Annotated in this window: 33 protein-coding genes; 13 read left to right on the forward strand and 20 right to left on the reverse strand. The window is 40.0% G+C overall.

The genetic code is table 11. The annotated features are described in order from the left end of the window. Nucleotides 1–65: 65 nt before the first annotated feature. The 4 genes from RWZ99_RS05490 (at nucleotide 66) to RWZ99_RS05505 (ending at nucleotide 3,387) form a co-directional block, all read left to right on the forward strand. Complete coding sequence (locus tag RWZ99_RS05490) at nucleotides 66–611, forward strand: hypothetical protein (RefSeq protein ID WP_314676941.1); 546 nt, start codon at nucleotides 66–68, stop codon at nucleotides 609–611. A gap of 266 nt (nucleotides 612–877) precedes the next feature. After that, nucleotides 878–1,102 (forward strand): helix-turn-helix transcriptional regulator, encoded by a 225-nt coding sequence (locus tag RWZ99_RS05495; RefSeq protein ID WP_289092638.1) that lies wholly within the window; start codon nucleotides 878–880, stop codon nucleotides 1,100–1,102. Beyond that, the gene (locus RWZ99_RS05500) at nucleotides 1,089–2,183 is read left to right on the forward strand and encodes a DNA cytosine methyltransferase (RefSeq protein ID WP_314676943.1); all 1,095 of its coding nucleotides are present in this window, start codon (nucleotides 1,089–1,091) and stop codon (nucleotides 2,181–2,183) included. The genes RWZ99_RS05495 and RWZ99_RS05500 overlap by 14 nt, the downstream gene beginning before the upstream one ends. Continuing rightward, on the forward strand, nucleotides 2,173–3,387 hold the full coding sequence (locus tag RWZ99_RS05505; RefSeq protein ID WP_314676944.1) for a DNA cytosine methyltransferase: 1,215 nt from the start codon (nucleotides 2,173–2,175) through the stop codon (nucleotides 3,385–3,387). The genes RWZ99_RS05500 and RWZ99_RS05505 overlap by 11 nt, the downstream gene beginning before the upstream one ends. A 62-nt stretch (nucleotides 3,388–3,449) precedes the next feature. Here the strand turns inward: RWZ99_RS05505 and RWZ99_RS05510 are convergent, their stop codons facing one another. Then, nucleotides 3,450–4,484, reverse strand: a complete 1,035-nt coding sequence (locus RWZ99_RS05510) for a restriction endonuclease PLD domain-containing protein (RefSeq protein WP_289092641.1) — start codon at nucleotides 4,482–4,484, stop codon at nucleotides 3,450–3,452. A gap of 366 nt (nucleotides 4,485–4,850) precedes the next feature. Between RWZ99_RS05510 and RWZ99_RS05515 the strand changes: the two genes are divergently transcribed. After that, on the forward strand, nucleotides 4,851–6,185 hold the full coding sequence (locus tag RWZ99_RS05515; protein ID WP_314676947.1) for an Nramp family divalent metal transporter: 1,335 nt from the start codon (nucleotides 4,851–4,853) through the stop codon (nucleotides 6,183–6,185). Nucleotides 6,186–6,217: 32 nt separating this feature from the next. On the opposite strand, the gene RWZ99_RS05520 is transcribed toward RWZ99_RS05515, so the two are convergent. Continuing rightward, nucleotides 6,218–6,430 carry a YdbC family protein gene (locus RWZ99_RS05520; protein ID WP_002886106.1) on the reverse strand — a complete coding sequence of 71 codons (213 nt, stop codon included), beginning with the start codon at nucleotides 6,428–6,430 and terminating at the stop codon, nucleotides 6,218–6,220. 124 nt (nucleotides 6,431–6,554) lie between these two features. Here RWZ99_RS05520 and RWZ99_RS05525 point away from each other — a divergent pair, with 124 nt between their 5' ends. Both RWZ99_RS05525 and RWZ99_RS05530 read left to right on the forward strand, forming a co-directional pair. Continuing rightward, nucleotides 6,555–6,839 (forward strand): hypothetical protein, encoded by a 285-nt coding sequence (locus RWZ99_RS05525; protein ID WP_314676949.1) that lies wholly within the window; start codon nucleotides 6,555–6,557, stop codon nucleotides 6,837–6,839. A 94-nt stretch (nucleotides 6,840–6,933) separates the two neighbouring features. Beyond that, on the forward strand, nucleotides 6,934–7,473 hold the full coding sequence (locus RWZ99_RS05530) for a biotin transporter BioY (RefSeq protein ID WP_314676951.1): 540 nt from the start codon (nucleotides 6,934–6,936) through the stop codon (nucleotides 7,471–7,473). A 49-nt stretch (nucleotides 7,474–7,522) separates the two neighbouring features. Here RWZ99_RS05530 and RWZ99_RS05535 read toward each other — a convergent pair whose 3' ends face one another. The 3 genes from RWZ99_RS05535 to RWZ99_RS05545 all read right to left on the reverse strand — a co-directional run bounded on the left by RWZ99_RS05535 (nucleotide 7,523) and on the right by RWZ99_RS05545 (nucleotide 10,152). Next, nucleotides 7,523–7,840, reverse strand: a complete 318-nt coding sequence (locus RWZ99_RS05535) for a CHY zinc finger protein (protein ID WP_314676953.1) — start codon at nucleotides 7,838–7,840, stop codon at nucleotides 7,523–7,525. Continuing rightward, nucleotides 7,840–9,126 carry a U32 family peptidase gene (locus tag RWZ99_RS05540; protein WP_314676954.1) on the reverse strand — a complete coding sequence of 429 codons (1,287 nt, stop codon included), beginning with the start codon at nucleotides 9,124–9,126 and terminating at the stop codon, nucleotides 7,840–7,842. The genes RWZ99_RS05535 and RWZ99_RS05540 overlap by 1 nt, the downstream gene beginning before the upstream one ends. Before the next feature lie 96 nt (nucleotides 9,127–9,222). Then, nucleotides 9,223–10,152: a peptidase U32 family protein gene (locus tag RWZ99_RS05545; RefSeq protein ID WP_314676955.1), complete on the reverse strand. Its 930-nt coding sequence runs from the start codon at nucleotides 10,150–10,152 to the stop codon at nucleotides 9,223–9,225. 238 nt (nucleotides 10,153–10,390) lie between these two features. Here RWZ99_RS05545 and RWZ99_RS05550 point away from each other — a divergent pair, with 238 nt between their 5' ends. Beyond that, nucleotides 10,391–10,687, forward strand: coding sequence for a DUF3270 domain-containing protein (locus RWZ99_RS05550; protein WP_314676956.1), 297 nt, complete (start codon nucleotides 10,391–10,393; stop codon nucleotides 10,685–10,687). Nucleotides 10,688–10,741: 54 nt separating this feature from the next. Here RWZ99_RS05550 and RWZ99_RS05555 read toward each other — a convergent pair whose 3' ends face one another. The 7 genes from RWZ99_RS05555 to RWZ99_RS05585 all read right to left on the reverse strand — a co-directional run bounded on the left by RWZ99_RS05555 (nucleotide 10,742) and on the right by RWZ99_RS05585 (nucleotide 16,453). Further along, nucleotides 10,742–11,182, reverse strand: a complete 441-nt coding sequence (locus RWZ99_RS05555; protein ID WP_314676957.1) for a YtxH domain-containing protein — start codon at nucleotides 11,180–11,182, stop codon at nucleotides 10,742–10,744. Between the two features lie 12 nt (nucleotides 11,183–11,194). Continuing rightward, nucleotides 11,195–11,593, reverse strand: coding sequence for a DUF948 domain-containing protein (locus RWZ99_RS05560; RefSeq protein WP_002885965.1), 399 nt, complete (start codon nucleotides 11,591–11,593; stop codon nucleotides 11,195–11,197). Nucleotides 11,594–11,717: 124 nt separating this feature from the next. Continuing rightward, a complete protein-coding gene (gene lgt / locus RWZ99_RS05565; RefSeq protein ID WP_314676958.1) occupies nucleotides 11,718–12,509 on the reverse strand; it encodes a prolipoprotein diacylglyceryl transferase in 792 nt (263 codons plus the stop codon). Then, complete coding sequence (hprK, locus tag RWZ99_RS05570; RefSeq protein WP_314676960.1) at nucleotides 12,509–13,438, reverse strand: HPr(Ser) kinase/phosphatase; 930 nt, start codon at nucleotides 13,436–13,438, stop codon at nucleotides 12,509–12,511. The genes lgt and hprK overlap by 1 nt, the downstream gene beginning before the upstream one ends. Before the next feature lie 126 nt (nucleotides 13,439–13,564). Continuing rightward, a complete protein-coding gene (locus RWZ99_RS05575; protein WP_314676961.1) occupies nucleotides 13,565–13,828 on the reverse strand; it encodes a PspC domain-containing protein in 264 nt (87 codons plus the stop codon). A 65-nt stretch (nucleotides 13,829–13,893) separates the two neighbouring features. Continuing rightward, complete coding sequence (locus tag RWZ99_RS05580) at nucleotides 13,894–14,334, reverse strand: SprT family protein (RefSeq protein WP_314676962.1); 441 nt, start codon at nucleotides 14,332–14,334, stop codon at nucleotides 13,894–13,896. Then, nucleotides 14,321–16,453, reverse strand: a complete 2,133-nt coding sequence (locus RWZ99_RS05585) for a Tex family protein (RefSeq protein WP_314676963.1) — start codon at nucleotides 16,451–16,453, stop codon at nucleotides 14,321–14,323. Before RWZ99_RS05585 ends, RWZ99_RS05580 begins: the two co-directional genes overlap by 14 nt. A 278-nt stretch (nucleotides 16,454–16,731) precedes the next feature. On the opposite strand from RWZ99_RS05585, the gene RWZ99_RS05590 reads away from it, so the two are divergent. Genes RWZ99_RS05590 through RWZ99_RS05600 form a run of 3 tightly spaced genes read left to right on the forward strand, consistent with a single transcriptional unit; the run spans nucleotide 16,732 to nucleotide 18,586 of the window. Beyond that, nucleotides 16,732–16,863, forward strand: coding sequence for an SPJ_0845 family protein (locus tag RWZ99_RS05590; protein WP_314676964.1), 132 nt, complete (start codon nucleotides 16,732–16,734; stop codon nucleotides 16,861–16,863). Nucleotides 16,864–16,868: 5 nt separating this feature from the next. Beyond that, a complete protein-coding gene (locus RWZ99_RS05595) occupies nucleotides 16,869–17,771 on the forward strand; it encodes a permease (RefSeq protein ID WP_314676965.1) in 903 nt (300 codons plus the stop codon). Then, nucleotides 17,771–18,586 (forward strand): TIGR03943 family putative permease subunit, encoded by an 816-nt coding sequence (locus tag RWZ99_RS05600; RefSeq protein ID WP_314676967.1) that lies wholly within the window; start codon nucleotides 17,771–17,773, stop codon nucleotides 18,584–18,586. The genes RWZ99_RS05595 and RWZ99_RS05600 overlap by 1 nt, the downstream gene beginning before the upstream one ends. 53 nt (nucleotides 18,587–18,639) lie before the next feature. Here RWZ99_RS05600 and RWZ99_RS05605 read toward each other — a convergent pair whose 3' ends face one another. The 8 genes from RWZ99_RS05605 to RWZ99_RS05640 form a co-directional block, all read right to left on the reverse strand. Next, entirely contained in the window at nucleotides 18,640–20,301 is a 1,662-nt protein-coding gene (locus RWZ99_RS05605; protein WP_314676968.1) for a SulP family inorganic anion transporter, read from the reverse strand. A 257-nt stretch (nucleotides 20,302–20,558) separates the two neighbouring features. Beyond that, nucleotides 20,559–21,173: a DUF2140 domain-containing protein gene (locus tag RWZ99_RS05610; protein ID WP_314676969.1), complete on the reverse strand. Its 615-nt coding sequence runs from the start codon at nucleotides 21,171–21,173 to the stop codon at nucleotides 20,559–20,561. Nucleotides 21,174–21,268: 95 nt separating this feature from the next. After that, nucleotides 21,269–21,910 carry a GDSL-type esterase/lipase family protein gene (locus RWZ99_RS05615; protein WP_314676970.1) on the reverse strand — a complete coding sequence of 214 codons (642 nt, stop codon included), beginning with the start codon at nucleotides 21,908–21,910 and terminating at the stop codon, nucleotides 21,269–21,271. Between the two features lie 22 nt (nucleotides 21,911–21,932). Continuing rightward, on the reverse strand, nucleotides 21,933–22,544 hold the full coding sequence (locus tag RWZ99_RS05620) for a type II CAAX endopeptidase family protein (protein WP_314676972.1): 612 nt from the start codon (nucleotides 22,542–22,544) through the stop codon (nucleotides 21,933–21,935). A 100-nt stretch (nucleotides 22,545–22,644) separates the two neighbouring features. Further along, entirely contained in the window at nucleotides 22,645–22,860 is a 216-nt protein-coding gene (locus RWZ99_RS05625) for a hypothetical protein (RefSeq protein WP_314676974.1), read from the reverse strand. A gap of 152 nt (nucleotides 22,861–23,012) precedes the next feature. After that, nucleotides 23,013–23,390, reverse strand: a complete 378-nt coding sequence (locus RWZ99_RS05630) for a hypothetical protein (RefSeq protein ID WP_314676975.1) — start codon at nucleotides 23,388–23,390, stop codon at nucleotides 23,013–23,015. Nucleotides 23,391–23,402: 12 nt separating this feature from the next. Next, on the reverse strand, nucleotides 23,403–23,765 hold the full coding sequence (locus tag RWZ99_RS05635) for a TIGR02328 family protein (protein ID WP_314676978.1): 363 nt from the start codon (nucleotides 23,763–23,765) through the stop codon (nucleotides 23,403–23,405). Beyond that, nucleotides 23,762–24,154, reverse strand: coding sequence for a YbgA family protein (locus RWZ99_RS05640; protein WP_314676979.1), 393 nt, complete (start codon nucleotides 24,152–24,154; stop codon nucleotides 23,762–23,764). Before RWZ99_RS05640 ends, RWZ99_RS05635 begins: the two co-directional genes overlap by 4 nt. Nucleotides 24,155–24,339: 185 nt before the next feature. On the opposite strand from RWZ99_RS05640, the gene RWZ99_RS05645 reads away from it, so the two are divergent. Further along, complete coding sequence (locus RWZ99_RS05645; RefSeq protein ID WP_314676981.1) at nucleotides 24,340–24,753, forward strand: SP_0198 family lipoprotein; 414 nt, start codon at nucleotides 24,340–24,342, stop codon at nucleotides 24,751–24,753. Nucleotides 24,754–24,853: 100 nt separating this feature from the next. Further along, nucleotides 24,854–25,051, forward strand: coding sequence for a bacteriocin immunity protein (locus tag RWZ99_RS05650; RefSeq protein ID WP_314676983.1), 198 nt, complete (start codon nucleotides 24,854–24,856; stop codon nucleotides 25,049–25,051). The last annotated feature ends 119 nt before the right edge of the window (nucleotides 25,052–25,170 follow it).

A 25,170-nucleotide genomic window follows, 5' to 3' on the forward strand; every position in this document is an offset into this window, starting at 1 on the left:
AGTACTCACTCCCGTCGGAGATTTCTTCACTACTAATCTTAGTATGTTTTATATGAGGTATAAACGTGTTCAAAAAACTGAAGTCCCTTTTTAAGAAAAAATCAACTGTAGTTGAACAACCTGAGACAAGGATAGAAGATAGTCAATTAGACTTTCCCATAGACCGCGAAGATTATTTTTTCGATCAGGCACTTGTATTTTATTGTGAAGAAAATAATATCGCTTCCGAAAAACTAAGCAAATCAGATATGCTACAGATTGGTAAAAGAGCTGCTTTTCATATCAGTATTTTCGTAGCTTGGTTAGCAAAACATGATTTTCTGAATCCCCAAAGCGATGGATTTAACCTTGAGGATGTACAAAAACTCAAAAATGAAACGATTACGGGTACAGACTATCTCTTTAAACATCTTGATGAAAAACTTTATTCATCTGATATCAGTGACACACTCCTCCCCTTCATCTCTGAGTTTTATGAAGATTATATGGATTTTTGTTATACAGTCTTGGTTGATGATGTTTCAAAAACTGAATTTGATTGGAAAATCTATCACTTGGTTGAAGATGATATTGACGAGATGTTTGCTAGTTACAAAGAACAACTAGTATAAATAGAAAAAAGATTCTAATTTAAACTACAATCTAAGTAAAAAGTTTTTTCTACATAACTTTTTTAAGTCAGTAAATTGTGAAGTATTCTTGTTTTTATAAAGGTTATCCATGAATCAAATAACTACTATTTTTTTGATTATCACAATTTTATAATTTAAAAATACGAATAGATAAATAAGATATATCATAAATGATTAACTATTAATTCACAAAACAACCGTAAACGGTTGTTTTGTGGTATAATACCTAAATCGAAAGGAAGAATATGGAGCAAAAAATATCTTTCTCACCTTTGTGGGAACAATTAACCTCTTCAAAAATGACACAAAAAGAGTTACAAATACTAACTGGTCTAGGTTCAAGTACATTTACAAAACTTCGTAATAATGAATGTGTCACTACTGAGACTATACTTAAACTATGTGTTGCCCTGAATTGTGATATAAAAGATATAATTAAATTAACAGGAGATAATAATGGAAAATATTAATGTAATAGACCTTTTTTGTGGTGCCGGTGGACTTAGTCAAGGATTTAAACAAGCTGGATATAAGGTCTTAATGGGAGTCGATTTTGATGATGCTGCCTTAAAAACTTATGCCCATAATCTCAAGGATTCTATTGCTCTAAAAGCAGATCTTTTTGATGAAGAGGCTTCAATCAAGCAGATAGAGAAATTATTAAAAGGAAATACTGTTGATGTTGTAATCGCTGGCCCTCCATGTCAAGGATTTAGTCTAACAGGCTCTAGAGATATTAATGACTCTAGAAATAAACTTTATGTTGCTGTAGTAGACACTGTAAAGCATTTTCAACCAAAAGCATTTTTAATTGAGAATGTTCCTGGAATGGCAACTCTTTATAAAGGAAAAGTAAAAGAACAAATTATTAATACATTTGAAGACCTAGGCTACAACGTCAGTGTAACTGATAAACCATTGTTAGCAGCTGATTATGGTGTTCCACAAATGAGAAAGAGGATGTTCTTTGTAGGCTTTCGAAAAGACCTAGGTTACGACTACTTTACTTTCCCTACGCCTAAACTAACACCTGAAACTTACATTAGTACTGCCGATGCCATTTCAGATCTCCCTCCTCTTATTGATGATCTAGGTGAAGAAAACATACCATATACAAATGAAGCTAAAAGTGATTATCAAAAGATGATGAGAATAGGATCTCATCGAATTCACAACCATATTGGAACTAATCATACAGACGAAGTAAAATGGGTTATTAGTCAAGTACCGGAAGGAGGAAATCATAAGGACTTACCTGAAGGAGTTGGAGAATCTAGAAAATTTAACGAAGCTTGGACCCGTTATCACAGTAAAAAACCATCTAAAACGATTGACACCGGTCATCGGAATCATTTTCATTATAAATGGAATCGCGTACCAACAGTTAGAGAAAATGCTCGACTACAATCTTTTCCAGATTACTTTGAATTTTTAGGGACAAAAACGCAGCAAAATAAGCAGGTTGGAAATGCTGTTCCACCATTATTAGCGCAAGTAATAGGAGAAAAAATGGCTAAACATCTTAAAGAAGGAAAAGAAGATGATAAATAATATCGAATTATTTGCTGGAGCAGGAGGATTAGCAGATGGTCTTGAACAATCAGGAAATATCCATTTATTAGCTTCTGTTGAATGGCTAAAACCTCAAGTAAGAACACTTAGAAACCGTTTAGAAAGTAAATATAATATTACCGACGCATCTGAGCGAGTTTTAAATTTTGATATTCAGCGTACTGAAGAACTCATCCATGGGTGGTCTAACGATTCAGATTTTGGAAGTTCAAAAGGCCTAAATAAAATTATTAATGAACATTCAGTTGATATGATTTCTGGCGGTCCCCCTTGTCAAGCTTACTCATTAGCTGGCAGAATTAGAGACAAAAATAGAATGAAAGATGATTATAGAAACTTCTTGTTTGAATCTTATATCCGACTAGTAGATTACTATAAGCCCAAAATAGTCCTCTTTGAGAACGTAGAAGGAATGCTAAGTGCTATCCCCACTGGCGAAAAAATTACGGAACTTATACGAAAAGGATTCGATGATATTGGATATGAAATCATAAATGATCTTAGGAAATATGCTTTATTAGACCTAACTAAATTTGGTGTTCCACAAAAAAGAAAACGTGTTATTATAGTTGGCGTAAGAAGAGATTCACCTTCTACTAATTACCAAAATATTCTTAATTACTTTTATAAGGTTCTAATTCCTTCCAAATTTTCAGAACAAAAAACTGTTAGAGATGCTATTTTTGATTTACCTCCTATCTACCCACTTAAACAAGCAATAGGAAGACAAGCATACGATAATTCAAGTAACATTAATGGGCATACTTCACGTTTCCATAGTAAAAGAGATCAAAAAATTTTCAATTTACTAGCATCTGATATTGAAAATGGAACCAATAAATACACTTCTGCTGATTCCTTAAAAAAATTGTACTATGAAGTAACCGGAAAAAACTCAAATGTTCATAAGTATCATGTGCTACGGTGGGATGAACCTAGTAATACAATTCCCGCTCACCTAAAAAAAGATGGGCTACGACATATTCATCCAGATCCAAAACAGATGCGTAGTATTACAGTAAGAGAGGCTGCTAGATTGCAAACTTTCGATGACGATTTCGAGTTCAATGAATCACAATTAGCTAATTTTGAAATGATTGGTAATGCAGTACCCCCTCTCTTTGCAAAAAAATTAGGAGAATTATTACCTGATTTATTTAAATATATAAAAGAAAACGAATAGAATAAAAGGCAAACAATTTATTTTTTGTTTGCCTTTTCATGATTAAAATGATTCTTAAGTTTCTACTTTTCGACCGAAAATTCTGCATAATAGACACCATCTCCAATTAACGATAATGAAATCGTATTTCTTCCATATGTAGATAATGTTTCCATTGTTATCAACTCATTAATACCTATTCCTAAACGATTTCTCAGATATCGACCTAAAATACTTTTTTTGGAAATTTTCTCCCCGTCAACAAATACTTTTTTTGAAGAGTAAGAAGCCAATTGTTTAGGATATTTCTCATTGTTATAGAACTGAACTCCCTCTAAAGAGGCTTCCATTATAACACCGTCATCCCAAATTAACTCAATTGGATCGGAATTTCTCTTTCTTTTTCCCTCAGGCGTCATAAAATCAGGATCAAATGGTTTAAATAATTGATTATTCTCTTTTATTATTTCTTTAGGAATCCGTATATATGCATCCCCTAAAGCAACATGACCAGCACTAAGTCCCCAATTTAATCCACTTTTCGGTGGGACTTCATTAGTTTTTGTATCATATAAAGGAATCTCTATTGAATAACGTAAATTACTCTTTGCAACTTCGTCTATTTTAGTATCCGTCACTTGAAAATCTAGTATTTCCTGATCTTTTCGCAAATGAGGTTTTTCAACAGAATTATCGATAATAAATTTATAGTATTCCTCAAGCGGTGAAAAAGTATCTCGTGTAGCATCTGCTAAAGATTCTCTATAATCAGTTCGTAAACCATTCGATGAAAAATTTGCTGAACCAATCAGAGCTGCTAATATTTTACCATTCCTTTTCCAGATATAAATTTTAGAGTGTATTTCCGTAGTAGTAAATAGTAATTTTAGATTACTATTTTTTTCATCAATTTTTTCTAAGGAATCCCATAATCTTGCATCTATCCCCGATCGGTACATCCCACCAATGACTGTAATTTTAATATTATCAAATTCACTCAGTCGTTGAACCGGTGCTGGACCAAGAAAACCACTTATGATAATCAATTCGTCGGGTTCATCTGCTAAAATTTCATGTTTTGAGAAGATAACATCTTCTAGTCCACTTATATATAACATTGTTATCACCTTCCTATTACAAAATTATATCATAACTTTTTATGGACTAGATTAATAAATAATTTCATATCATTTATATCTATATTCTTAAATCCCCAAGTATTTGATGAATCATCATTCTATAATAATTTTGATATAGAACACAGTCTCTTCCTATGATCAAGTATTTATTTTTTCGCTTAAAAGTTTCAGATATCAAAAATTATTATAATATGTAAGCAACTTTATATCTCAATACCTCAATTTCTTATTACATCACAGTACTCCTCACCTTGCACATCTTCCTCATAGTGTTATAATTAGGTTGTCTTGATGAGTGGTAATTGGTGACGCTTCCATTCAGATAAGACTTAGAAAGAGGTGTTTATGACATCTTTAAAAAAGGTTTCCCTTTCTGAGGTAAACCAATCGATTGATACACCAAATAATAATCGTTTTTGGCAAAATCTTAAGGCTTTCTTGGGACCTGGGGCACTTGTGGCCGTGGGGTACATGGATCCAGGGAACTGGATTACCAGTGTCGTCGGTGGGGCGACCTACAAGTACAGTCTACTCTTTGTCATCTTAATCTCATCTTTAATCGCTATGCAGTTGCAACAAATGGCTGGAAAATTAGGGATTGTAACCCAGATGGACTTGGCCCAAGCTACTGCCTATCATTCGCCCAAATGGTTGCGATACACGCTTTGGGTAGTCCTAGAGCTAGCCTTAATGGCCACGGACTTGGCTGAGGTGCTTGGTTCTGCCATCGCACTTAACCTGCTCTTTGGTATTCCAATCATGATTGCTATTCTGGTGACAGTCCTAGACGTTTTCCTACTACTGCTCATCATGAAGCTAGGGTTCAAAAAAATCGAGGCTATCGTTTCTACCTTGATTTTGACAATCTTGGTTATCTTTGTCTATCTAGTAGCCTTGTCTGAACCGACTATTACGGGGATTCTCGAAGGATATCTCCCTACACCAACTCTCTTTGAGCCTCATGCTGCTGGACATACCAACCAGTTAACCTTGGCACTTGGGATTGTGGGTGCGACCGTAATGCCACATAACCTCTACTTGCACTCGTCCTTGTCTCAAACACGTAAGGTTGACCATTCTGATGGTGAAGATGTGACAAAGGCTGTCCGTTTCATGACCTGGGATTCAAACATCCAGCTGACCTTGGCCTTTGTGGTGAACTCCCTCCTCTTGATTTTGGGGGCTGCCCTCTTCTTTGGTCACGCTTCTGATATTTCAGCCTTCTCACAAATGTACAATGCTCTTCAGGACTCTAAGATTGCCGGTGCGGTTGCTAGTTCGACACTTTCAACTCTCTTTGCCTTGGCTCTCTTAGCTAGTGGGCAAAATTCGACCATTACAGGAACCTTGACTGGTCAGATTGTTATGGAAGGCTTCCTCCACATGAGGTTGCCACAGTGGGTGATCCGTTTGTTTACACGTCTCTTCGCCCTACTACCTGTTATCATTGTTGCCATTCTCTACGGTGATCAAGAAAAGACTCTGGATCAACTCTTAGTTTATTCACAAGTTTTCCTTTCACTTGCCTTGCCATTCTCTATTTTCCCTTTGATCTACTATACTTCTAAGAAATCGCTCATGGGAAAACACGTCAATGCTAAGTGGAATACCTTCCTCGGTTATGCCGTAGCCCTTGTCCTAACCATTCTTAATCTCAAACTTATCTTTGATACTTTTTAAAAAAACAAGGCCAGCACCATGCTGACCTTGTTTTAGTTTTTGAAAGCGTCAACGAGAACTTGGAATTCTTCGTTGCTAAGGGTAATTCCCTTGCCCATCTTGGTGTGGTCTGGGCTCCACGTGCGGATATCGTACTTGGCTGGTGCCCCGTTAAAGCTCACACGATTAAGCTCCTTAGTCCACCCCTTATCATTCTCAGACAAGACCAAGAGTTTTTCTTCAATTTCAAATGAAAATTCTGCCATTTGCTTACCTCCACTCACTTTATTCGTTTTTTTCTATGAAGATTTCAGGATTTGGAAAAAAGTTATCCACAAAATTTCACCTTTCATGCTATAATTATTTTATCAAGAAACGAGGGAAATGACCATGATAAACTTTTTAGAAGCGGTAAAGCATCAGCTTCATCAGTTTGTGGAAACAGGTCACAGCAAACCTGTCCACCTAATGCAAAATCAGCTTATTAACGATATCTATCATGCTATTGATAATAAACAAATGGTCATGCTGACGTCTAATCAGAGGACCTATAAAGGCTACATCAATCGCTATGACAGCCAGCGACAAGCTATCTTTATCGAGCAGAACAAAGTTATTAGTATGATTGAACTCAATGAAATCACACGTCTAAAAATCATATCACAACGAGGTTAAGTTTATTAGTTAACCTCGTTTTATTTATCAGTTGACTAATACAAAAACGCTTGTTATAATAAGTTAACCATAAACTAAAGAAAGGTTAACTAAAATGACACAAAATCGTACATTGTCCCTAATTCTTCCAGCCTTTGGAGCTGCCATCATTGCTGCACTGGCTCAAATCATCATTCCGATCGGGGCAGTTCCCATTACGCTCCAGACTTTTGCTGTAGGACTTGTGGCCGCCATACTTAAACCAAGAGAGGCTACTCTTGCTGCTACCCTCTACCTTATCCTAGGGGCTATTGGTTTACCAGTTTTCGCAGGAGGTGGCGGTGGGCTTCAAGCCTTCTTTGGTCCCTCAGCTGGCTATCTGCTTGCCTATCCATTTTTTGCTCTTGTCACATCTGCACTGACTCATGCTAAGACTCCTATTTGGAAAATCTTTTTAGCTTTTGTTTTGGGAGATGCACTTGTCTTTGTCGGTGGAATCCTTAGCCTGCACTTTCTTGGAAAGATGGGATGGTCTGCAGCTGTGGCGGTCGGTTTAACCCCCTTCATCATCCCTGACCTTTTAAAAGGACTCATCGTCGCTTTGGTGACTAAGCCAGTTTTAAAAGCCCTTAAAAATCATAGTTACTTTAACTAAAGAAAAAGATTGAAGACTTTGTTCCTGCGAACAGAATCTTCAATCTTTTTTAGTTTACAAAATAAATATCATAGTGCTTTGAACAAGCTGGGTTGAAAGCACTGTGACAATTAGGACAAGCTACTACCTCTTGATACTCCTCAATCGTCATTTCATGCTGACAAACGCCACAGATAAGGACCTTATCCTGCTTGAGCTGACAAGGATAAGCTCGAAAGTTGTGGTCCTCTAAGCTATCATGACACTGATAACAAGCATAATATCTTTGACACTCGAAGCATTTTAGGGCAATAATATCGAGCTCTGTGTGATAATGCTGACACCTGCTCTCATTATCTACCAAGAGACCATATATTTTTCTCGTCATTAGGCACGAACAGTTTTACTTGAGCCGTCTTTTTGGTAGAGGTTAATCAAACCTTCTTTGGTTGAACGAATCATGTCACCAGGTTTAACTTCCTGTGGTACAGTAATAGTAAGAAGTTCCATTGGGTTTGGTGCACGGTCAATCTTATTACCATTTGAATCGTGAAGGTCTTTGATGTCACACTCGAAATGACGGAAGCCTGGTCCGTAGAATTCAACGTGGTCACCTTCGAGGATAACGTTACGTTGACGGATGGTAGCTGTCATAGTTGCTGGGTCAAAGTCAACGACTTCACCAACAAATTTGTATTGTGGAATCTTACGACGAGCACCAAAGAGTTGCTCGTTTTCTGTTGGGGTCTTGTAGTAGAAACCTGTTGCCAATTCACGTTGGGCAACCTTCCAAAGCTCATCAATCAAATCATCTTTGATGGCATAAAAGGCTTCTGCACTTTCCATGTAAGCGTCACAGGCCGCCTTGTAACAATTGGCAACTGTTGATACGTAATGGACAGATTTCATACGACCTTCGATTTTAAGACTATCAACACCATTATCGATAAGGTCTGGGATGTTTTCAATCATACACATGTCAACGGCTGACATTGAGTATTCTTCAGGAACTTCACCGCGAATACTCTTTCTCTCTTGACCGAATGGCATGTCGTAAAGGTCATATTTCCAACGGCATGACTGTGAACAACCACCACGGTTAGCATCACGGTCTGACATGTGGTTAGAAAGGGTACAGCGACCTGAGTATGAGATACACATAGCACCATGGACAAAGGCTTCAATTTCAAGGTCCGTACGTTTACGGATTTCAGCCAATTCTTCCATAGTAACCTCACGTGCTAGAACAACACGAGTCAAGCCATACTCTTTCCAAAAATGGAAGGTTTCAACGTTTGTCGCAGATGCTTGCGTTGACAAGTGGATGTTGAGTCCTGGAGCATAGGTTGAACAGATTTCAATCAAGGCTGGGTCAGATACGATAACGGCATCAAGTCCCATATCACGCAATTCACGGAACCATTCACCAGCACCTTTTTCATTTCCTTCATGGGTAACCATGTTCGAAGCAACGTGCACATCAACACCACGAGCGTGAGCGTATTCGATACCTTCACGAAGTTCATCCATAGTAAAGTTTCCGGCACGGCTACGCAAACCATAGGCTTGTCCACCAACGAAAACAGCATCTGCGCCGTAATTTACAGCGACTTTCAATTTTTCCAAAGTACCAGCAGGTACCAGTACCTCTGGGCGTTTTTTAGTTGTAGTCATAATTTCTCCAATTTGCAAGATTGTCGATTTTAGTTTTTAGTATAGCTCCTTCGTTCCCTGAAAATGGAAAACTCTCAAACGAAGGAGAAAGTATGTTTATTTTACACGGTCAGGTTCATAATCATAGAAACCTGTGTCCAAGCCACGGTTGGCTGGGTGTAATTTGTGAATAGCCTCATCAAAAAGAAAGGCTTGATCTTGTGAAAATTCTCCAGCCTCAATGAGGTCACGAGCCTTCACAAAATACTCAGTAATTTTTACGAAGTTTTCACCTGGACAATAAACACCGTCCAATTTCCAGTGGTCAAAACCATGTTCAACGAGTTCTGAAAGCTTAGTCATCATATCCAAGTCATTGTTAGCAAAGATATGTGTTCCATGTAAGTCTTCATAGACTGAGTAGTGAGAATCTGGATCACCAGGCTCAGAAAGGAAGAGGTCACGTTCTTTGGTAACAGCTTCATCTGTTTTGATAAAGTTGTAGTAATTTTGAAGAAGTGGTCGTTTTGAGTGGTGAATGATACTTGCACCGTAAACCAAAACTTCAGCTGGGATTTGAAGATTTTCAGCCATGATAAAGAGTTCCGCAGATGGAATCTCACGGGCCAAAACAGCTTCAGATGCTCCTGCCTGTTTGCCCCAGAAATTAATCTGACGGCTAGAGGTTACCATGGTTGAAGCATCATAAATCATTTTGAAGGGACGTTTGTCACGGTTACAGATGTAGAAAACTCCTGCATCACCAACCGTGATATAATCTGCCTTGATTTCTTCAAGAAAATCAAGATAGTCTGGAAGAGCATCCATCATACCTTGGTGCATGAGGGCATTAACTGCAACAGTTAATTCTCTACCTGACTCATGTACCAGCTCTGCAATCTTTCGCATTTCTGCGAATGAAAAAGGCTTGGGCAAACGAAGGCCAAAAGCTTTTTCGCCGATGTAAATACGATCTACGCCAAGTTCTAGGAGCTCACGTGCCTGCTCGTAGCTCTCAGCAGTCGCTGTAATCACTATTTTTTCCATAACTTACATTATAGCACAAATTGATTGATTTTTTTAGAACTTTTAGGTCTTATATAGCGTATTAAGATATTTTAAAATAGTTTTTGAATACTATAATTTTGATAAAAATCAAAAAAAGCTTTGCAATATAAAATATTTATGGTATTATAAATGAGATTCTAAATAGTGAAATACTGACTCAGTATTTTATCCTACACGAAACAGTGATTTAGATATTTTATATAGAAAGGAGGCAGACATGGCTGACAACTTACACCGTCAATTTGATCACATCGAAGATTTAGAGATGGAACGTCGTCAAACGACCAATTATCAAGACTATCAAGGGCTAAACAGTAATAGTATTAAGCTACAAGACATGATTTTCTTTGGACGTATCTCAAGCTTCTGTGTTTCAACAGTCCTAGTTGCCTTCCTTTTCTTGGTAGCACAGGTGGCTACCTTCTGGGCCTTCTTCTGGGCAATTACCATTAGCGTCATTGGTCAGTTAGGCATTTATGTCCTAATCGAATATCTCAAAGCACAAAAACGCTGACTAAGGAGTCAACGTTTTTTTTCGTTCTAAAAAAAGCCCAATGGGCTTTCTTTTTTAGTTTGCTTCTGCTGCTTCTTCAGAGATATCTTTGATATCAATGACGATATCATCAACGATAGCTTTTGTTTCTGCTTCAACATTAGCTTGCTCAGGAGTTACTTGAGCTGTTTTTTCCTTGATGAGTTCAAAGCTCTCTTTTGCAAAGTCGGCAACTTGAGCCGTTTTTTCTTGAACGGCTTTTGTCAAATCATCTGCAGTGATATCGCCATTTTCAAATTTTGTTTTGTATTCTTGGAAAGTATCGACTGCCAATTCTTTATAGTCGCTAGCTTTTTCCACCACTTGATTTTGGTAAGCTTTAGGATTTTCTTTGAATGAAGCGATTTCTTCATCAATACGTGCTTTAACTGCTTTACCTTTTTCAGTTGTGAAGAAATATGCTGCTGCAGCTCCAGAAGCTGCACCAATAATTAGGGTGTTTAGAAATTTACTCATGAAAAGACCTCCTTATTTTTTCTTGTCTTTTTTACCAAATAGTTTTGAAGCAACCTTACCGATAGCAAAGGCTGAGCCTGCTTTACCGACACTTGCTCCTGCTGCACTTGCCTTAGCACCGAGGTAACGAGCTTCGGTATTCAAGTCAGAAACACTTTCTGAAAGCTCAGCTACTGCTACAAAGAGAGGATCAATAGTTTGAACTTTTTCATTAACATCTTCAACCAAGACGTTAGCCTTAGCCAAAATTTCATTTGTTTGGTGAAGTGTTACGTTAATATCTGTACGAAGAACAGCAACTGTTTCTTCAACTTCTTTTACAACATGACGTGTGCGAAGTAGAGTTGGGATTAATGCGATTAGGAACGCAGCAAGTGCGATTGCGATAATAAGAAATGCAATTTCTGCCATAGTTTAAGACTCCTTTGACCTGCTTAAAAGGTTAACACAAAGAAACTGAATGTTTGACTCCTGCTTCTTATGACCTTTGTTATTATAATTATCATTTTATTATAACAAAGTCTGAACAGTATGACTAGCTTTTCATTTTATAATCTGCTTTTGGACGTTGTTTACGGAAATATAAGAGGGCAACTCCAAGGATAATGATGGCAATACTGACCCATTGTGAGACACGCAAGCCAGCAAACATGAGACTATCCGTACGCATGCCTTCAATGACAAAGCGTCCAAGACCATACCAGATTAAGTAAAATGAAGTCAAGTCTCCCTGTCGCAATCCCTTATTAAAACGTCGTAGTCCCAGCATAATGCTAAAACCAACTAGATTCCACAGGCTTTCATAAAGGAAGGTAGGTACACGGTAGCTTCCATCAATAAACATCTGTTGACGGATAAATTCTGGAAGATAATTGAGATGACTAACTGCTTTTCCGTAGGCCTCCTGATTGACAAAATTTCCCCAGCGACCGATACTCTGAGCTATCATGACCCCAGGAACCGCAATATCGAGAAAATCTAAAACCGCAATAGCATGACGTTTGGCGAACCAATAAAGGACAGCTGCACCAGCAATCAAGCCACCATAGATGGCAATTCCACCATTCCAAATCGCAAAAATTTCCGATGGATTTTGGCTGTAATAGGACCACTGGAAAATCACATAGTAGAGCCTAGCACCAACAATGGCTATAGGAAAGGCTAAGAGAATAAAATCTAAGATATGCTCAGGATCAATCCCCTTTTCAGGAGCCCAACGTTGAGCCAGATAAACTGCAAGTAAAAGACCAGATACAATACAGATGGCATACCAATGAATACTGATTGGACCAAGTCTTAGAGCGATTGGATCAATAGTAGCTAACATTAGTCTTCCCCATTCTTACTAATGAGGTTGGTCAAACGGTCCTCAAAGGTTTTAGTTGCATCAAATCCCATTTGCTTAGCACGATAGTTCATTGCTGCAGCTTCGATAACGACTGACACGTTACGTCCTGTCTTAACAGGAATGCGGACACGTGGAATCTTAACGCCCTGCAATTCAATCTCTTCATTGCCATTTCCAAGACGGTCAAAGATCTTGCCATTTTCATAATTCTCAAGATATATGGACAACTGAACTTGAGATGAATTACGGACGGCACTAGCTCCGTAAAGGCTCATAACATCAATGATACCAACTCCACGGATTTCAAGAAGATGGCGAAGAATTTCTGCAGGTTCCCCCCAGAGGGTTTCCTCATCCTTAGCATAGACATCTACACGGTCATCAGCAACTAGACGGTGGCCACGTTTCACCAACTCGAGCGCTGTCTCACTCTTACCGATACCAGAGTCTCCTTGAATAAGAACACCCATCCCGTAGATATCTACCAAAACACCATGGACACTAGTACGTTCAGCTAATTGAGAGTTGATATACCAAGACATGTCACCTGAAAGTGACGATGTGCTGTTTCGTCCTTGAAGAACTGCTACACCATTTTCCTTAGCAGCTCGAAGCATCTCTTCCGGAATCTCAAGACAACGCGACACGATAACAGCTGGAGTTTCCGCTTTAAACATATTAGTAAGAACAGAATAACGGTTATAGTCAGTCATGGTTTTAAGATAGGACCACTCCTTCATCCCAACCAATTGAAGTCGTTCCGGTGAATAAAAGTCAAAATAACCCGTCATTTCTAAACCAGGACGAGAGATATCAGCCGTTGTTATCTCTTTTTCCAAAAGCTCCTTATTCCCATAGACAACCTTGAGTTTAAGCCTGTCAACCAACATTTTAACGGTTACTGTCATGTTATTTCCTCCGATTATTTACTAATTTCATTGTAACATAAAAAGGTTTTCAATGCGGTTCTCAAAGTAAAAAAGACCCATGACTAGCACTAAATCCAATCATAGATCTTTTCTGTTATCGTTTACTCACCAGTTCCACTCGTCTTTTACAGGTTCAGCGTTTTTACGTTTTCTTCCATCCTTAAGTTTTATTTCGGGATAAATATCCTCTTTGTAAGGAAGGAGAAGGGCTAAAACCAAGTATAAGAAGATTCCAAACTGCGTTGAAATCATGAGAATAATAGCTAAGATACGAGCCAAAGTTAGATTCCAGCCAAACTTATCTGCCAAACCTGCAACAACACCGGCGACGAGTCTATTTTTTCGTATCTTATAAAAACGATTTGGCATGGTCTTCTTCTCCTATCATTTCGTTGATTTAATTATATGATTTTTTTAGACTAAAAAAATCAGCCCTAGGACTGATTTAGAAAAATGAGCTTACCTCGGCACAAACCGCAACCAAATTTCTGTGTATTGACACGGCGTTTGCGACGGTATGTGTGACCACAAGATTGGCACTGATAGAGGAAGTCATTTTCTTCCTGGTTTAGCATTTTGGGGGCATATCTTAGGCCATCTACCCTAGCTAGTAGGTCCTTGAAATCTCTATCCCCATGTTTGTAGCCCTTTCCTTGAAAATAAAGGTGGTAGTGACAGAGTTCATGACGGACAATTTTCCGAAAGGTCTCAAGACCATGTTCTTCATAGAGTTTTGGATTGAAATCTAAGTGTCCATCCTTGGGAAAGAAACGACCTCCAGTGGTCCTAAGGCGCTTGTTCCACAAGGCTTGATGCTTAAATTCCCAACCGAAGTCTTCGATAGAAACAGTCTTAACATAATCAGTTAGATTCACGTGGATTCACCAAGGAAAGATTAAGCTTTTCGTGTTCTAAGTCAATTTTTGACACCCATACGGTAACCAGATCTCCAACAGAAACTACCTGGCTTGGATGGTTGACGAAACTCTTACTCATCTCAGAGATGTGGATAAGACCATCCTCATGGACACCGATATCCACAAAGGCACCAAAGTCCACAACATTACGGACTGTTCCTTCAAGTTTTTGCCCCACCGACAAGTCTTTGAGCTCAAGAACATCCTGGCGAAGTACCGGTGCTTCAAAATCATCACGCAAGTCTCGACCTGGTTTCAAAAGGTCAGCAATGATATCTTTAAGGGTTTCCTGACCAAGCCCTAACTCCTCTGCTGTGTCTTTAAGATTAAGAGCCTTCAATTTTGCCTTAGCAGAGTCGTCCAAATCTGTGATGTCTAACTGCTTGAAGAGAGCTTTCACCGCTGGATAAGACTCTGGGTGGACTCCCGTATTATCCAAAATATTTTTAGCGTTTGGAATACGGAGGAAACCGGCAGCTTGTTCAAAGGCTTTGGCACCAAGACGTGGGACCTTCTTGATTTCAGCACGTGATGTAATCTCCCCATTTTCCTCACGGTAGGCAACAATATTTTCAGAGATAGTCTTGTTGAGACCTGAGACATGTGACAAGAGGGTACTACTTGCCGTATTGACATTGACACCAACCTGGTTAACCACGGTATCAACAACGAAATCAAGATTTTCAGAGAGTTTCTTCTGGCTAACATCATGCTGGTATTGGCCTACTCCGATTGATTTAGGGTCAATCTTTACCAATTCAGCCAGAGGGTCTTGAAGACGACGGGCAATAGAAATGGCAGAGCGTTTTTCGACCGTCAAGTCTGGGAACTCATGACGGGCCAACTCTGAAGCAGAGTAGACCGAGGCACCACTTTCATTGACAATAACATAAGAGGTCTCTGGGAAATCTTTGAGGACTTCTGCCACAAAGGCTTCACTTTCACGACTGGCTGTTCCATTTCCGATAGCAATAATCTCAATGGCATGCTCTTTGATGAGGTCAGCCAAGTCTTTCTTAGCTTGGGCAATCTTCGCTTGACTGGCTGGAGCAACTGGATAGATGACCTGAGTTGTAATAAGTTTCCCTGTTTGGTCCACCACGGCCAACTTAGCCCCTGTACGAAAGGCTGGATCAAATCCAAGTACCATCTTACCTTTAAGTGGTGAGACTAGGAGAAGACTTCGAAGATTTTGAGAGAAAAGATTAATGGCTCCATCTTCTGCTGCTTCAGTCAACTCGCTACGGATACGACGCTCCATAGCTGGAATGATTTTCTTCTTGAGAGATTGGTTGATGACTTCCTCGATATAATCATTTTTTTGTTTGAAACGGGCACTGTAAAAACGGTGCATTTTCTCAAGATTGTGCTTAAAAGCTACCTTGATAACGCCTAGTTTCTCACCACGGTTAAGAGCCAAAGTACGGTAACCTTGGAGTTTAGACACCTTATCCGCAAAATCATAGTAAATCTTGAAGGTTTCTTTTTCATCCAGAGATTGGTCCTTTAGGGTCGAAGTGATGTCACTGTTGTTCCAGATTTCGTTGTAGGTCCAAGAACGCAAGCTATTGTCCTCAGAAAAGGCTTCAACCAAAATATCCACAGCACCCGCAAGTGCCTTATCAGCTGTTGGGAAGGCTTCGGATGTCAGCTTTTCAGCTTCTTCTTTGAGGTTTGGACTATTTTGCAAGATAAAACGAGCCAGTGGAAAGAGACCTGCTTCACGGGCAATAGTCGCTTTAGTACGGCGTTTTTCCTTATAAGGAAGGTAGAGTTCCTCCACGTCTGCCAACTTTTCAGCCGCTTCAATGGCTGCCTTGAGTTGGTCAGTCAATTTGCCCTGAGCCTCAATCTTAGACAAAACCGTTTCCTTTCGGTCTTGGAGAGCTGTCAAAGACTTATCCATATCAATGATAGCCTTGATTTGCGTCTCATCCAGATTACCTGTTTTTTCCTTACGGTAACGGGCAATGAAGGGAATGGTATTACCTTCTGCGGTCAATTCCAAAACAGTTTCAACTTGTTGTTTTTTTAGGCTCAATTCCTGAGCCAATATCTCTAAATTTCGATTTTCCATAAGCTCTATTATACCACGATAGGGGTTAGGCTTGGGTAGAAAACCTTGTAGCTGAAGCGAGAAATTTTGAGCAAGAGGTAGTATAATAAGAAGGTAAACCTATTGTTAAGGGTATTTCTGTCAGAAATGACGCCCTTAGTATCTTTTGGCAACTGAACTCGGGCTATTTCTTTCGGAAAATAGATGCATCCTCCTAGAAGCTGAGCTTCTTCGTCTGATGCCCTAATTTTCTGTCAGAAATTGCGCCCTTAGTATCTTAATTAACTCGGAGGCTTTTTATGGCGGTTATTCAGAAAAAAACTAATGAACTTGAAAACATGATGGCATCTTTTGCGGCTATCCCTGATTTTGAGAAGGCGGGAACTGATCCTAAGAAGGACAAACGTCTTCAAGAAGATAAGAAGAAATAATAGTTATGGCTATTTTTCATCAACTACCAGATAGCGTTTTGCAGCTTCTGGCAGTTTTTCTATCTATTATTATCGAAGCCCTGCCCTTTGTTTTACTGGGAAGTATCCTATCTGGCTTTATCGAAATCTTCGTGACTCCTGAAAAGGTCCAAAACTTCCTGCCGAAAAACAAGGTCCTGGCTATTCTCTTTGGAACCCTAATCGGTTTTATTTTCCCTTCTTGTGAATGTGGGATTGTTCCCATTATCACGCGCTTTTTAGAGAAAAAAGTGCCTAGCTACACGGCTATTCCTTTCATGGCAACAGCTCCTATCATCAATCCAGTCGTTCTCTTTGCGACCTATACGGCCTTTGGAAACTCTTGGTACTACGTGATTTTACGTTTTCTTGGAGCTTTCTTGATTGCCATGATTTTGGGAATTCTGCTCGGCTTTGTAGTGGATGACCAGATTCTCAAGGACAAGCGTAAGGCTAGTCATGTTCATGATTATAGTGGTCTATCGGCTAGTAAGAAAATCTTTCAAGCCTTGGTTCATGCGGTGGATGAATTTTTCGACACTGGGCGTTACCTGATTTTCGGGAGCCTAGTGGCCGCAAGTATGCAGACCTACCTACCGACCCGAATCCTAACGACCATCGGTCATAATTCGGTGACAGCTATCCTCATCATGATGCTCCTGGCCTTTATCCTCTCACTTTGTTCTGAGGCGGATGCCTTTATCGGAGCTTCCTTGCTCTCTAGTTTTGGAGTGGCTCCAACGGTGGCCTTTCTCATCATCGGTCCAATGGTTGATATTAAGAACTTGATCATGATGAAACACCAGTTTAAGACTCGCTTTGTTGGGCTCTTTGTGGGAACCGCAAGTCTGGTAACAATCATTTACTGTTTGGTATTGGGGGTGATTTAATGTTACGTTTTCTCATCTTATCTGGTTATTTTGAGCTCGTCATGTACTTGCAAGTTTCTGGCAAGCTCAACCAGTATATTAATATCCACTACTCCTACCTGGCCTACATTTCTATGGTGCTTTCCTTCATCCTCGCTGTGGTTCAACTCATCGTTTGGATGAAGCAAATGAAGGTTCACACGCATTTGTCAGGTCGAGTGGCCAAGGTAGCCAGCATCGTCCTCTTGGCCTTTCCAGTTCTCACTGGGCTCTTGGTGCCAACGGTGACCCTGGATGCCAATACTGTATCAGCTAAAGGTTATCATTTTCCACTGGCGGCAGGGAGCGATCCTAACCAGGCCGACCAAGAGGGAACGACCATACAGTACTTGAAGCCGGATACCAGCTCCTACTTCACCTCCTCAGCTTATGAGAAGGAAATGACCAAGGAGCTAGCCAAGTACAAAGGACGTGAGACCATCCAGATTACCACGGAAAATTACATGGAAGTCATGGAGCTCATCTACCTCTATCCTAACGATTTCGTGGGCAAGAAGGTCACCTATACCGGCTTTGTTTACAATGACCCACAGACCGAGGGCTATCAATTCATCTTCCGTTTCGGTATTATCCACTGTATCGCCGACTCAGGCGTTTACGGACTGGCGACGACCGGAAGCGACCAAACCTTTAAGGATAATACCTGGGTAACAGTCACCGGTACTATCACTGTGGATTATTATCAAAATCTTAAACAGAGTCTACCTATCCTTAATTTGACTGAGATTAAAGAGGTTAGTCAACCCGACAATCCTTATGTTTATCGCGTATTTTAAAAAGCCAAGTTCAGTTGAACTGGGCTTTTTCTTCTTGTGCTAAATGGATTTGTCTAGGCTTCTTTTGCTAGGGCTTCTGCTTTTTCAAGGGCTTGGCCCGTCGAGTCGCAGATATTATCTGGACCGATAGTCTGGATGAAGCCTGATTTTTCGAGAACTCGGTAGGGTTGGGGGTTAACGTGAGAAAGAAGCAAGGTCATGCCTCGTTTTTGGCAGATAGCAAGAGTTTCCTCAAGGGCATCCAGACCTGAGATATCCATGGCTGGAACGTTGCGCATGCGTAGGATAAGGACATTCTTACCATCGTCATTGATAACATTCAGGAAATTATTGGCTGCACCAAAGAAGAGGGCACCGAAGATTTCATATACGACTGCATTTTTAGGGACTTGTTTCAAGTCGCTGTCCTCAGACAATATAGGATCTTCTAGATTCTCCTTGTCAACCCACTGACGGACCTGGGCTACGTCCGACATCCGTTTGAGGAAAAGGAAGGCTGCCAGGACCATACCGAATTCAATAGCGATTACTAGGTCAAAGAAAACTGTTAAGATAAAGGTTACTATAAGGACTGCTAGGTCACTCTTAGGCGCACGTTGAATCATACGAACGACAGTACGCCAACCGCTCATGTTATAACCGACAATCATAAGAATTGAGGCCAAACAGGTCATAGGAATCAATGAGGCATAAGGCATGAGAAAGAGTAAAATCAGAAGCAAGGTGAGGGCATGGACCATCCCCGCTACTGGTGTTCGTCCTCCATTTTTGACATTGGCTGCGGTACGGGCGATGGCACCTGTTGCAGGAATACCGCCAAAGAGGGCTGACATGATATTCCCAACACCTTGACCAATCAATTCCGCGTTAGAGCGGTGATTACCACCAATCATCCCGTCTGAAACAACGCAGGAAAGTAGGGATTCGATGGCTGCTAGTATGGCAATGGTGAAGGCTGGCGACATCATTTGACGAATCAAAGAAAATGATAGGTCAGGAACTGTGAAACTCGGAAGTCCTGCTTTGATGGTGTAAAGGTCACCGATGGTTTTGACTGGTAGATGACCAAAAGCTACGATGGCTGTGGTTACAAAGATGGCAACCAGGGATCCTGGAATTTTCTGAGATAGACGTGGCCAAAAGATTTGAATGACTAGGGCCAAGATACCAATTGCAAGTGTCGGCCAACTAATACTTGAAAGATGCTTCCCATAAGCTAGGAGTTTTTCTAAGAACTCAGCTGGCACCGACTTCATCTCAAGGCCTAGGAAATCTTTAACCTGTCCAGCCACAATCCCAACAGCTATCCCCAAGGTAAAACCGAGTGTGATGGTTTTTGGAATGAACTTAATCAAATCACCAAAACGCAGGAGGCCCATGGCAATAAGCATGAGCCCTGCCATAAGCGTAGCAAGTGTCAAACCAGCCATACCATACTGGGCAATGATGCCATAGATAATGACAACGAAGGCTGCAGTCGGTCCACCAATCTGAACCCGACTACCTCCCAAAAACGAAATAAAAAAGCCTGCAACTACTGCTGTGTAAAGACCTTGTTCGGGATTGACACCAGAGGCAATGGCAAGGGCAATCGACAAGGGGAGAGCAATGATAGCCACGATGACTCCTGCGATTAAGTCCTTAAGAAACTGACCCTTAGAATAATTCCTGATGGTGGTAAAAAATTTAGGTGTGATATATTTTAAAGCGTCCATTTTTTCCTCCTTACTACTATCCTAAAACTCTTTAACTCAGTGAAATAACTCTTTTTCAATGAGTGTCAGACGCTTATCAATTTTACACTCTTATGATAGCACAGGAAAAGCCCATTTTCTAGGGGATTGAGGAATTTAGAGATATTATTTCTAGAATTTTTAAACTTTCTTAGTTTAGAATTGAAGGCTTCAAAAAAAACAAGTCCAGACATATGGACTTGCTTTAAATTTTCTTTGATGGATAAATTCCTCTTGAACTACCAACTTGTTGGCAAGGAAATCGGAATGTTAAGCTTCACCTTCATCTTGCTATTGGTAACAGTGGCTTGGTCAATTTCGTAGCCGATTTCAGGAAGCTTGAGCTGAATCTGGTTGTTAACCATGCTAACACCACTGCTAGACTGGGCAATGCTCTTCTTGAGGTAAGGCATAACCAGTGATTTTGGAACAGGGAGGCGACCCAGGTGGGCACCTGCCAAATCTAGTAGGATGACTTCCTTGTTAGTGCTGACCGTAAAATCAAGGCTAAATGTTGAATCGATAGGTCCAAGAGATACGGGAACCTTAGCTGTTAGATAGGAATCATTCAACTCTACGGTACTGTTTTGCAAGGTCTCGTCATTAGAATCAGCTATGCTTGCTTTTAGGATTTGACGAAACTGATTACTATCAAGGTTAATCTCGGTTGAAATGCCACCTGATGATAGGGATGCCCCACCAATACCAGCCTGGGCTAAATCAACAAGAGATGTTTGTGTTGATACATTTTTTAATTGGTCTTGACTGTCGATCTTGTCCGGAATAAGTAAAGCCACCACTGCAAAAAAGAGCACAATGACGAGGACAATGAGTCGTTTAAACCATTTCCACATAGGGATACCTCATTTCAATTTTTCACTTTTGACGTCTATTGTACTGTAATCAAGGGAAAAAAGCGAGTTAGAACTGGACATTCTTTCATATTTTCTTAATCCAAGAGGTAGCCTTCAAGAGCTTCATAGACCTTTAAGTAAGCATTAGCATATAGGTGAACGCCGTCATAGGTATGCTCTGCTTTCTGCTCTTTTCTATCATCGACCAGCTCAGCATTACAATTAATGAAGTGGCAGCCATAGGTTTTAGCGATTTCCTCAAGAGTCTTATTACAACGGTCAAGATTTTCAGGTGTCCGCAGTTTCATCCACTGGATAGATGCTGATGTCTGCCAAGGCAGATGAAGATTGGCTGGATAAAAAGCCATCAGGTAAATCTTAGTATGTGGCAATATAGCTAGGGTTTGCTCCAGAATTTGTCTGATATTTGCCGTCATATGTTGGAACCACTGGTCTCCATAAGTCTCCTCGGTCATATCATTAGTACCGATATTGATGAAAACCTTGGCTGGTTGCAAATCCAAAAGCAGGGGATGGATATGTTGGAGAAATTCATCCGTATTCAAACCACTGATGCCTCGATTGTAGATGATATCGTCGATACCTCTACTCCTAGCAATTTCACAAATGGGAAAAAGCTCCATGAGAGAGGAACCAGTGAAGAGCATCTGCCCCTTGATGGCGACCTCATTTAAGTACTGGTAGTTTTTAAGTTTGATTTCTTTTAATTCATCCATGATAACTTTCTTCTATTATTATCTAAATGAGTGAGAAGGCAAAAAGTAGCCCGGCAATCGTATTGGACAAGGTGTGGATAAGGACACTAGGAAGGATGGAGCCGTTTGCTTTCTGCTCATTGATAGCACCAAAAACGAAAGCTATGAGACTAATAAAGGCAAAAATAGCCATAGCTTTTAGGGTGCCAGTTTGTTGGATAAACATAAGCGCATGGATGAGCCCAAATAATAAGGACTGGACGAGATTAGCCCCTAGAAATCCTAGTTTACTTTGCAACCTTTTCAAAAGAAAACCTCTAAAGAATATTTCTTCTGGCAAGGCAGTCCCTAAGAAAGCATAGGCTAGAATAGCAGGAAGGGCCCCAATTCCCTTTCCAGAAAAATCTGCTGTGGCCGTTTTGCTAGAGTCAAACCAACTAAAGACCACAATCGAAAAAAGAGTAAAAAGTAGGGTAAAACCAAAAATCGTCTGTACTAATCGTCCTTTCTGCTGGGTTTGAACTTGCTTCAAACCAATCCAGTCAAAGAAACCAGTCTTTTTTCTACTCCATATCAACCAAATGATAAAAGGAATGAAAGAAACTATGAGAAGTTCCAGAATACCACTCATCAGTTTAGACATAAATAGGGTCATGAGTTTGTCCTCCATTTCTAATCAAAAGATAGCTTTGACCTTTTGAAAGCGATTACCTTTACACCTTGATTATACTACTTTTAGGAGAGCAAAAAACATATTACCAGTCTTGCCACATTTCTTTGGCACGAATCACACGGTCTTTCCTATACTCGATATGGTAAACACGCAAGCCACCAATCCAATCGTCCTTCAGTGTGTACTCAACACTTCCTTGAACATCATCGCCCAAGCCCAAGAGCTTCTCTACTTCTTCTCTCGTCATGCCCTCAAGCTGATACTGGCGGTGAAAACTCCACATGAGTTTATGGCGCATGAAATCTGGTGTATGAGCCCATTTTAGGGGAGTAAATACCCGATCACGAGGGACAATGATTGCAAAAATGAACCAGACAAATGATTTCAGTGATTAGCCACCAGGCTTTTCGCCTCTTACGTCTGGTTTCTGGGGTCAGGTATTCCATAGGCCTACCTGATCTCCTCTTGCTTCCAATGCTCGTCCAAAGTGACTATGTGCTCTTTAGAAAAGCGAAAAAGAATATCTTTGGCAACTTGTTGAGACACCCGTGCAACATTGGTCAATTCTAATCCTAGCTCAGGTGTGTCGTGCTCTAAGCGATACTTGCCATCCTCGTATTCAACAAAGATAAAGCTCATTGACCTTTTATTTCCATAAGTGAGATAGAGACTACCGTAGGATACTGGGAGTTGCACTAGGGCATCCCAGATATCACTGTCACTTGGGTCTGAAATCGTCTCGTAGTTCACCTCATCAGCTGTCGAAATACGCATGACAAGGCCTTCTATTGCTTTCCTCTTAGGTTCTAGCCACTTAAATAAATGCATCGTTTTCCTCCTTTAGATAACTATTCCTTTTTGCCTGAGATTGTCCAGACATTCCTGTAAATAGGCATCATCATGCTCTGGGTAAATGATAGCTGGTAGCTTCTCCACTTCAAGCTCATCGTAGGCTGGCATCTGCTTGCCTCGATACTCCTTGTCTAACCACTCGGGGCTGACACGATAGCCACGTTCCATCATTTCTTGCATAATAAGCTCATGGTATTTAAACAAGCGATAGGGTGAATAATCAAAAACATAGTTAACCGTAGCATGTTTTCGTTGCCATCCCTTACCACGAAGGGCACAACATTCTCGGTGCTGCCCTAATAATTGCTGTCGGGGCAGTTTTGAAATCAGCTCTTGATGCCACAGTCTCATTTTAGACCTCCATTAATTAAGGTTGACTCCTCCAGATAGCGATTAGGGTACTTGATGAGGAGCTCTTTGACAGATGCCACCAAACACGTCTGAGGAATTCGACCTGCCGCATAGCTATCCAGTTGGGCCATAAACATTTCCTTTTCGCTGGCAGTCGCTTTTTTCTTAAAATAACCCCAGATATGTTGGAAGGCATTGACGACTTGACCAGGATTTTCAGGAAGATTCAGGGCTTGATCAATGTAGGCCTGAACCTGATTCAAACTAACCTCATCATTCTTGAGATAGTTACGGATTTCTAAGTAAATCTTGTTTGAATGGCTGAGCACCAGGTACTTATTGGCTGCCCAAAGTCGCTCGCACTGGCGACATGGATTAATTGTTGTCATTAGGGAACTTCCTTAATAGCTTTTTTATCAGTATAGCATAGTTTAAACGGGGATAATAGAGGATGATCTTGCTAGTGAGGAGTCATTTTTCTAAGGATAGTTGCATCTATTTTCAGAAAAGGTTTTACTTGTTTTATTCGTAAACGTTTGCTATACTTAAGCTATCAAAGAAAGGAAATAAACCTATGACATTATCAAAAAAACTCACACTTTCTCTTACATCTATGGCAGTTCTTGGTCTTTTAGTAGCCTGCTCAAACCAGAATACTCAAACATCTAATAGCTCTAGCTCTACTAGCACCCAACAAAGTTCAAGTGTGGCTTCATCTTCAGCTTCTACACAGACTGAAGGGCTAGATGGTACCTACACAGGGACTCATGAAAATGATAGTATTACTCTTACCATCTCTGGAAATACTGGAACTTGGGAAGAGGTTGATGCAGATGGCGAGAAGGAAAGCAATTCTGTAACTGTTGACACTGACAATCAAAGTCTAACGGTTGGGGATGATCTCAAACACTATAAACTCGACGGTAATCAGTTGACTATTGAAGATGATGACCTTGGTCTAAATGATACCATTGTCTTAACAAAATAATATCAGATACCTTAGCTAAACCAATCTCTGGAATTTAGCTAAGGTTTTTTTATGTTATACTATTTACAGAAAGAAAACGGATACAAACAGGAGGTTGATGATGACTCAAAGACGATTATGGTTGACGCTATTTGTTATTTCAATTATTGTAACTCTTATTGGTCTCGGATTTTCTGTATATAATTATTACATCTTCGATAAACCTTTTATGACTACCACTACAAAAGGTATGCTAGCTGCATTTTTCCTGTGTGCGACAATGGTTGCCATTAGTCTATCCAAGTCAAATAAGAAGTAAAGATAAGAAAGAGGTATAAGTTTGCAGACTTATACCTCTTTTGATATAACATTACTTAATTTTGTGTTTGTTCATTTTTTCTTCAAAAATAGCTGTCATGATTTTACGCAACTCTTCTC

It is taken from the genome of uncultured Streptococcus sp. (assembly GCF_963545685.1).
GTDB lineage: Bacteria > Bacillota > Bacilli > Lactobacillales > Streptococcaceae > Streptococcus.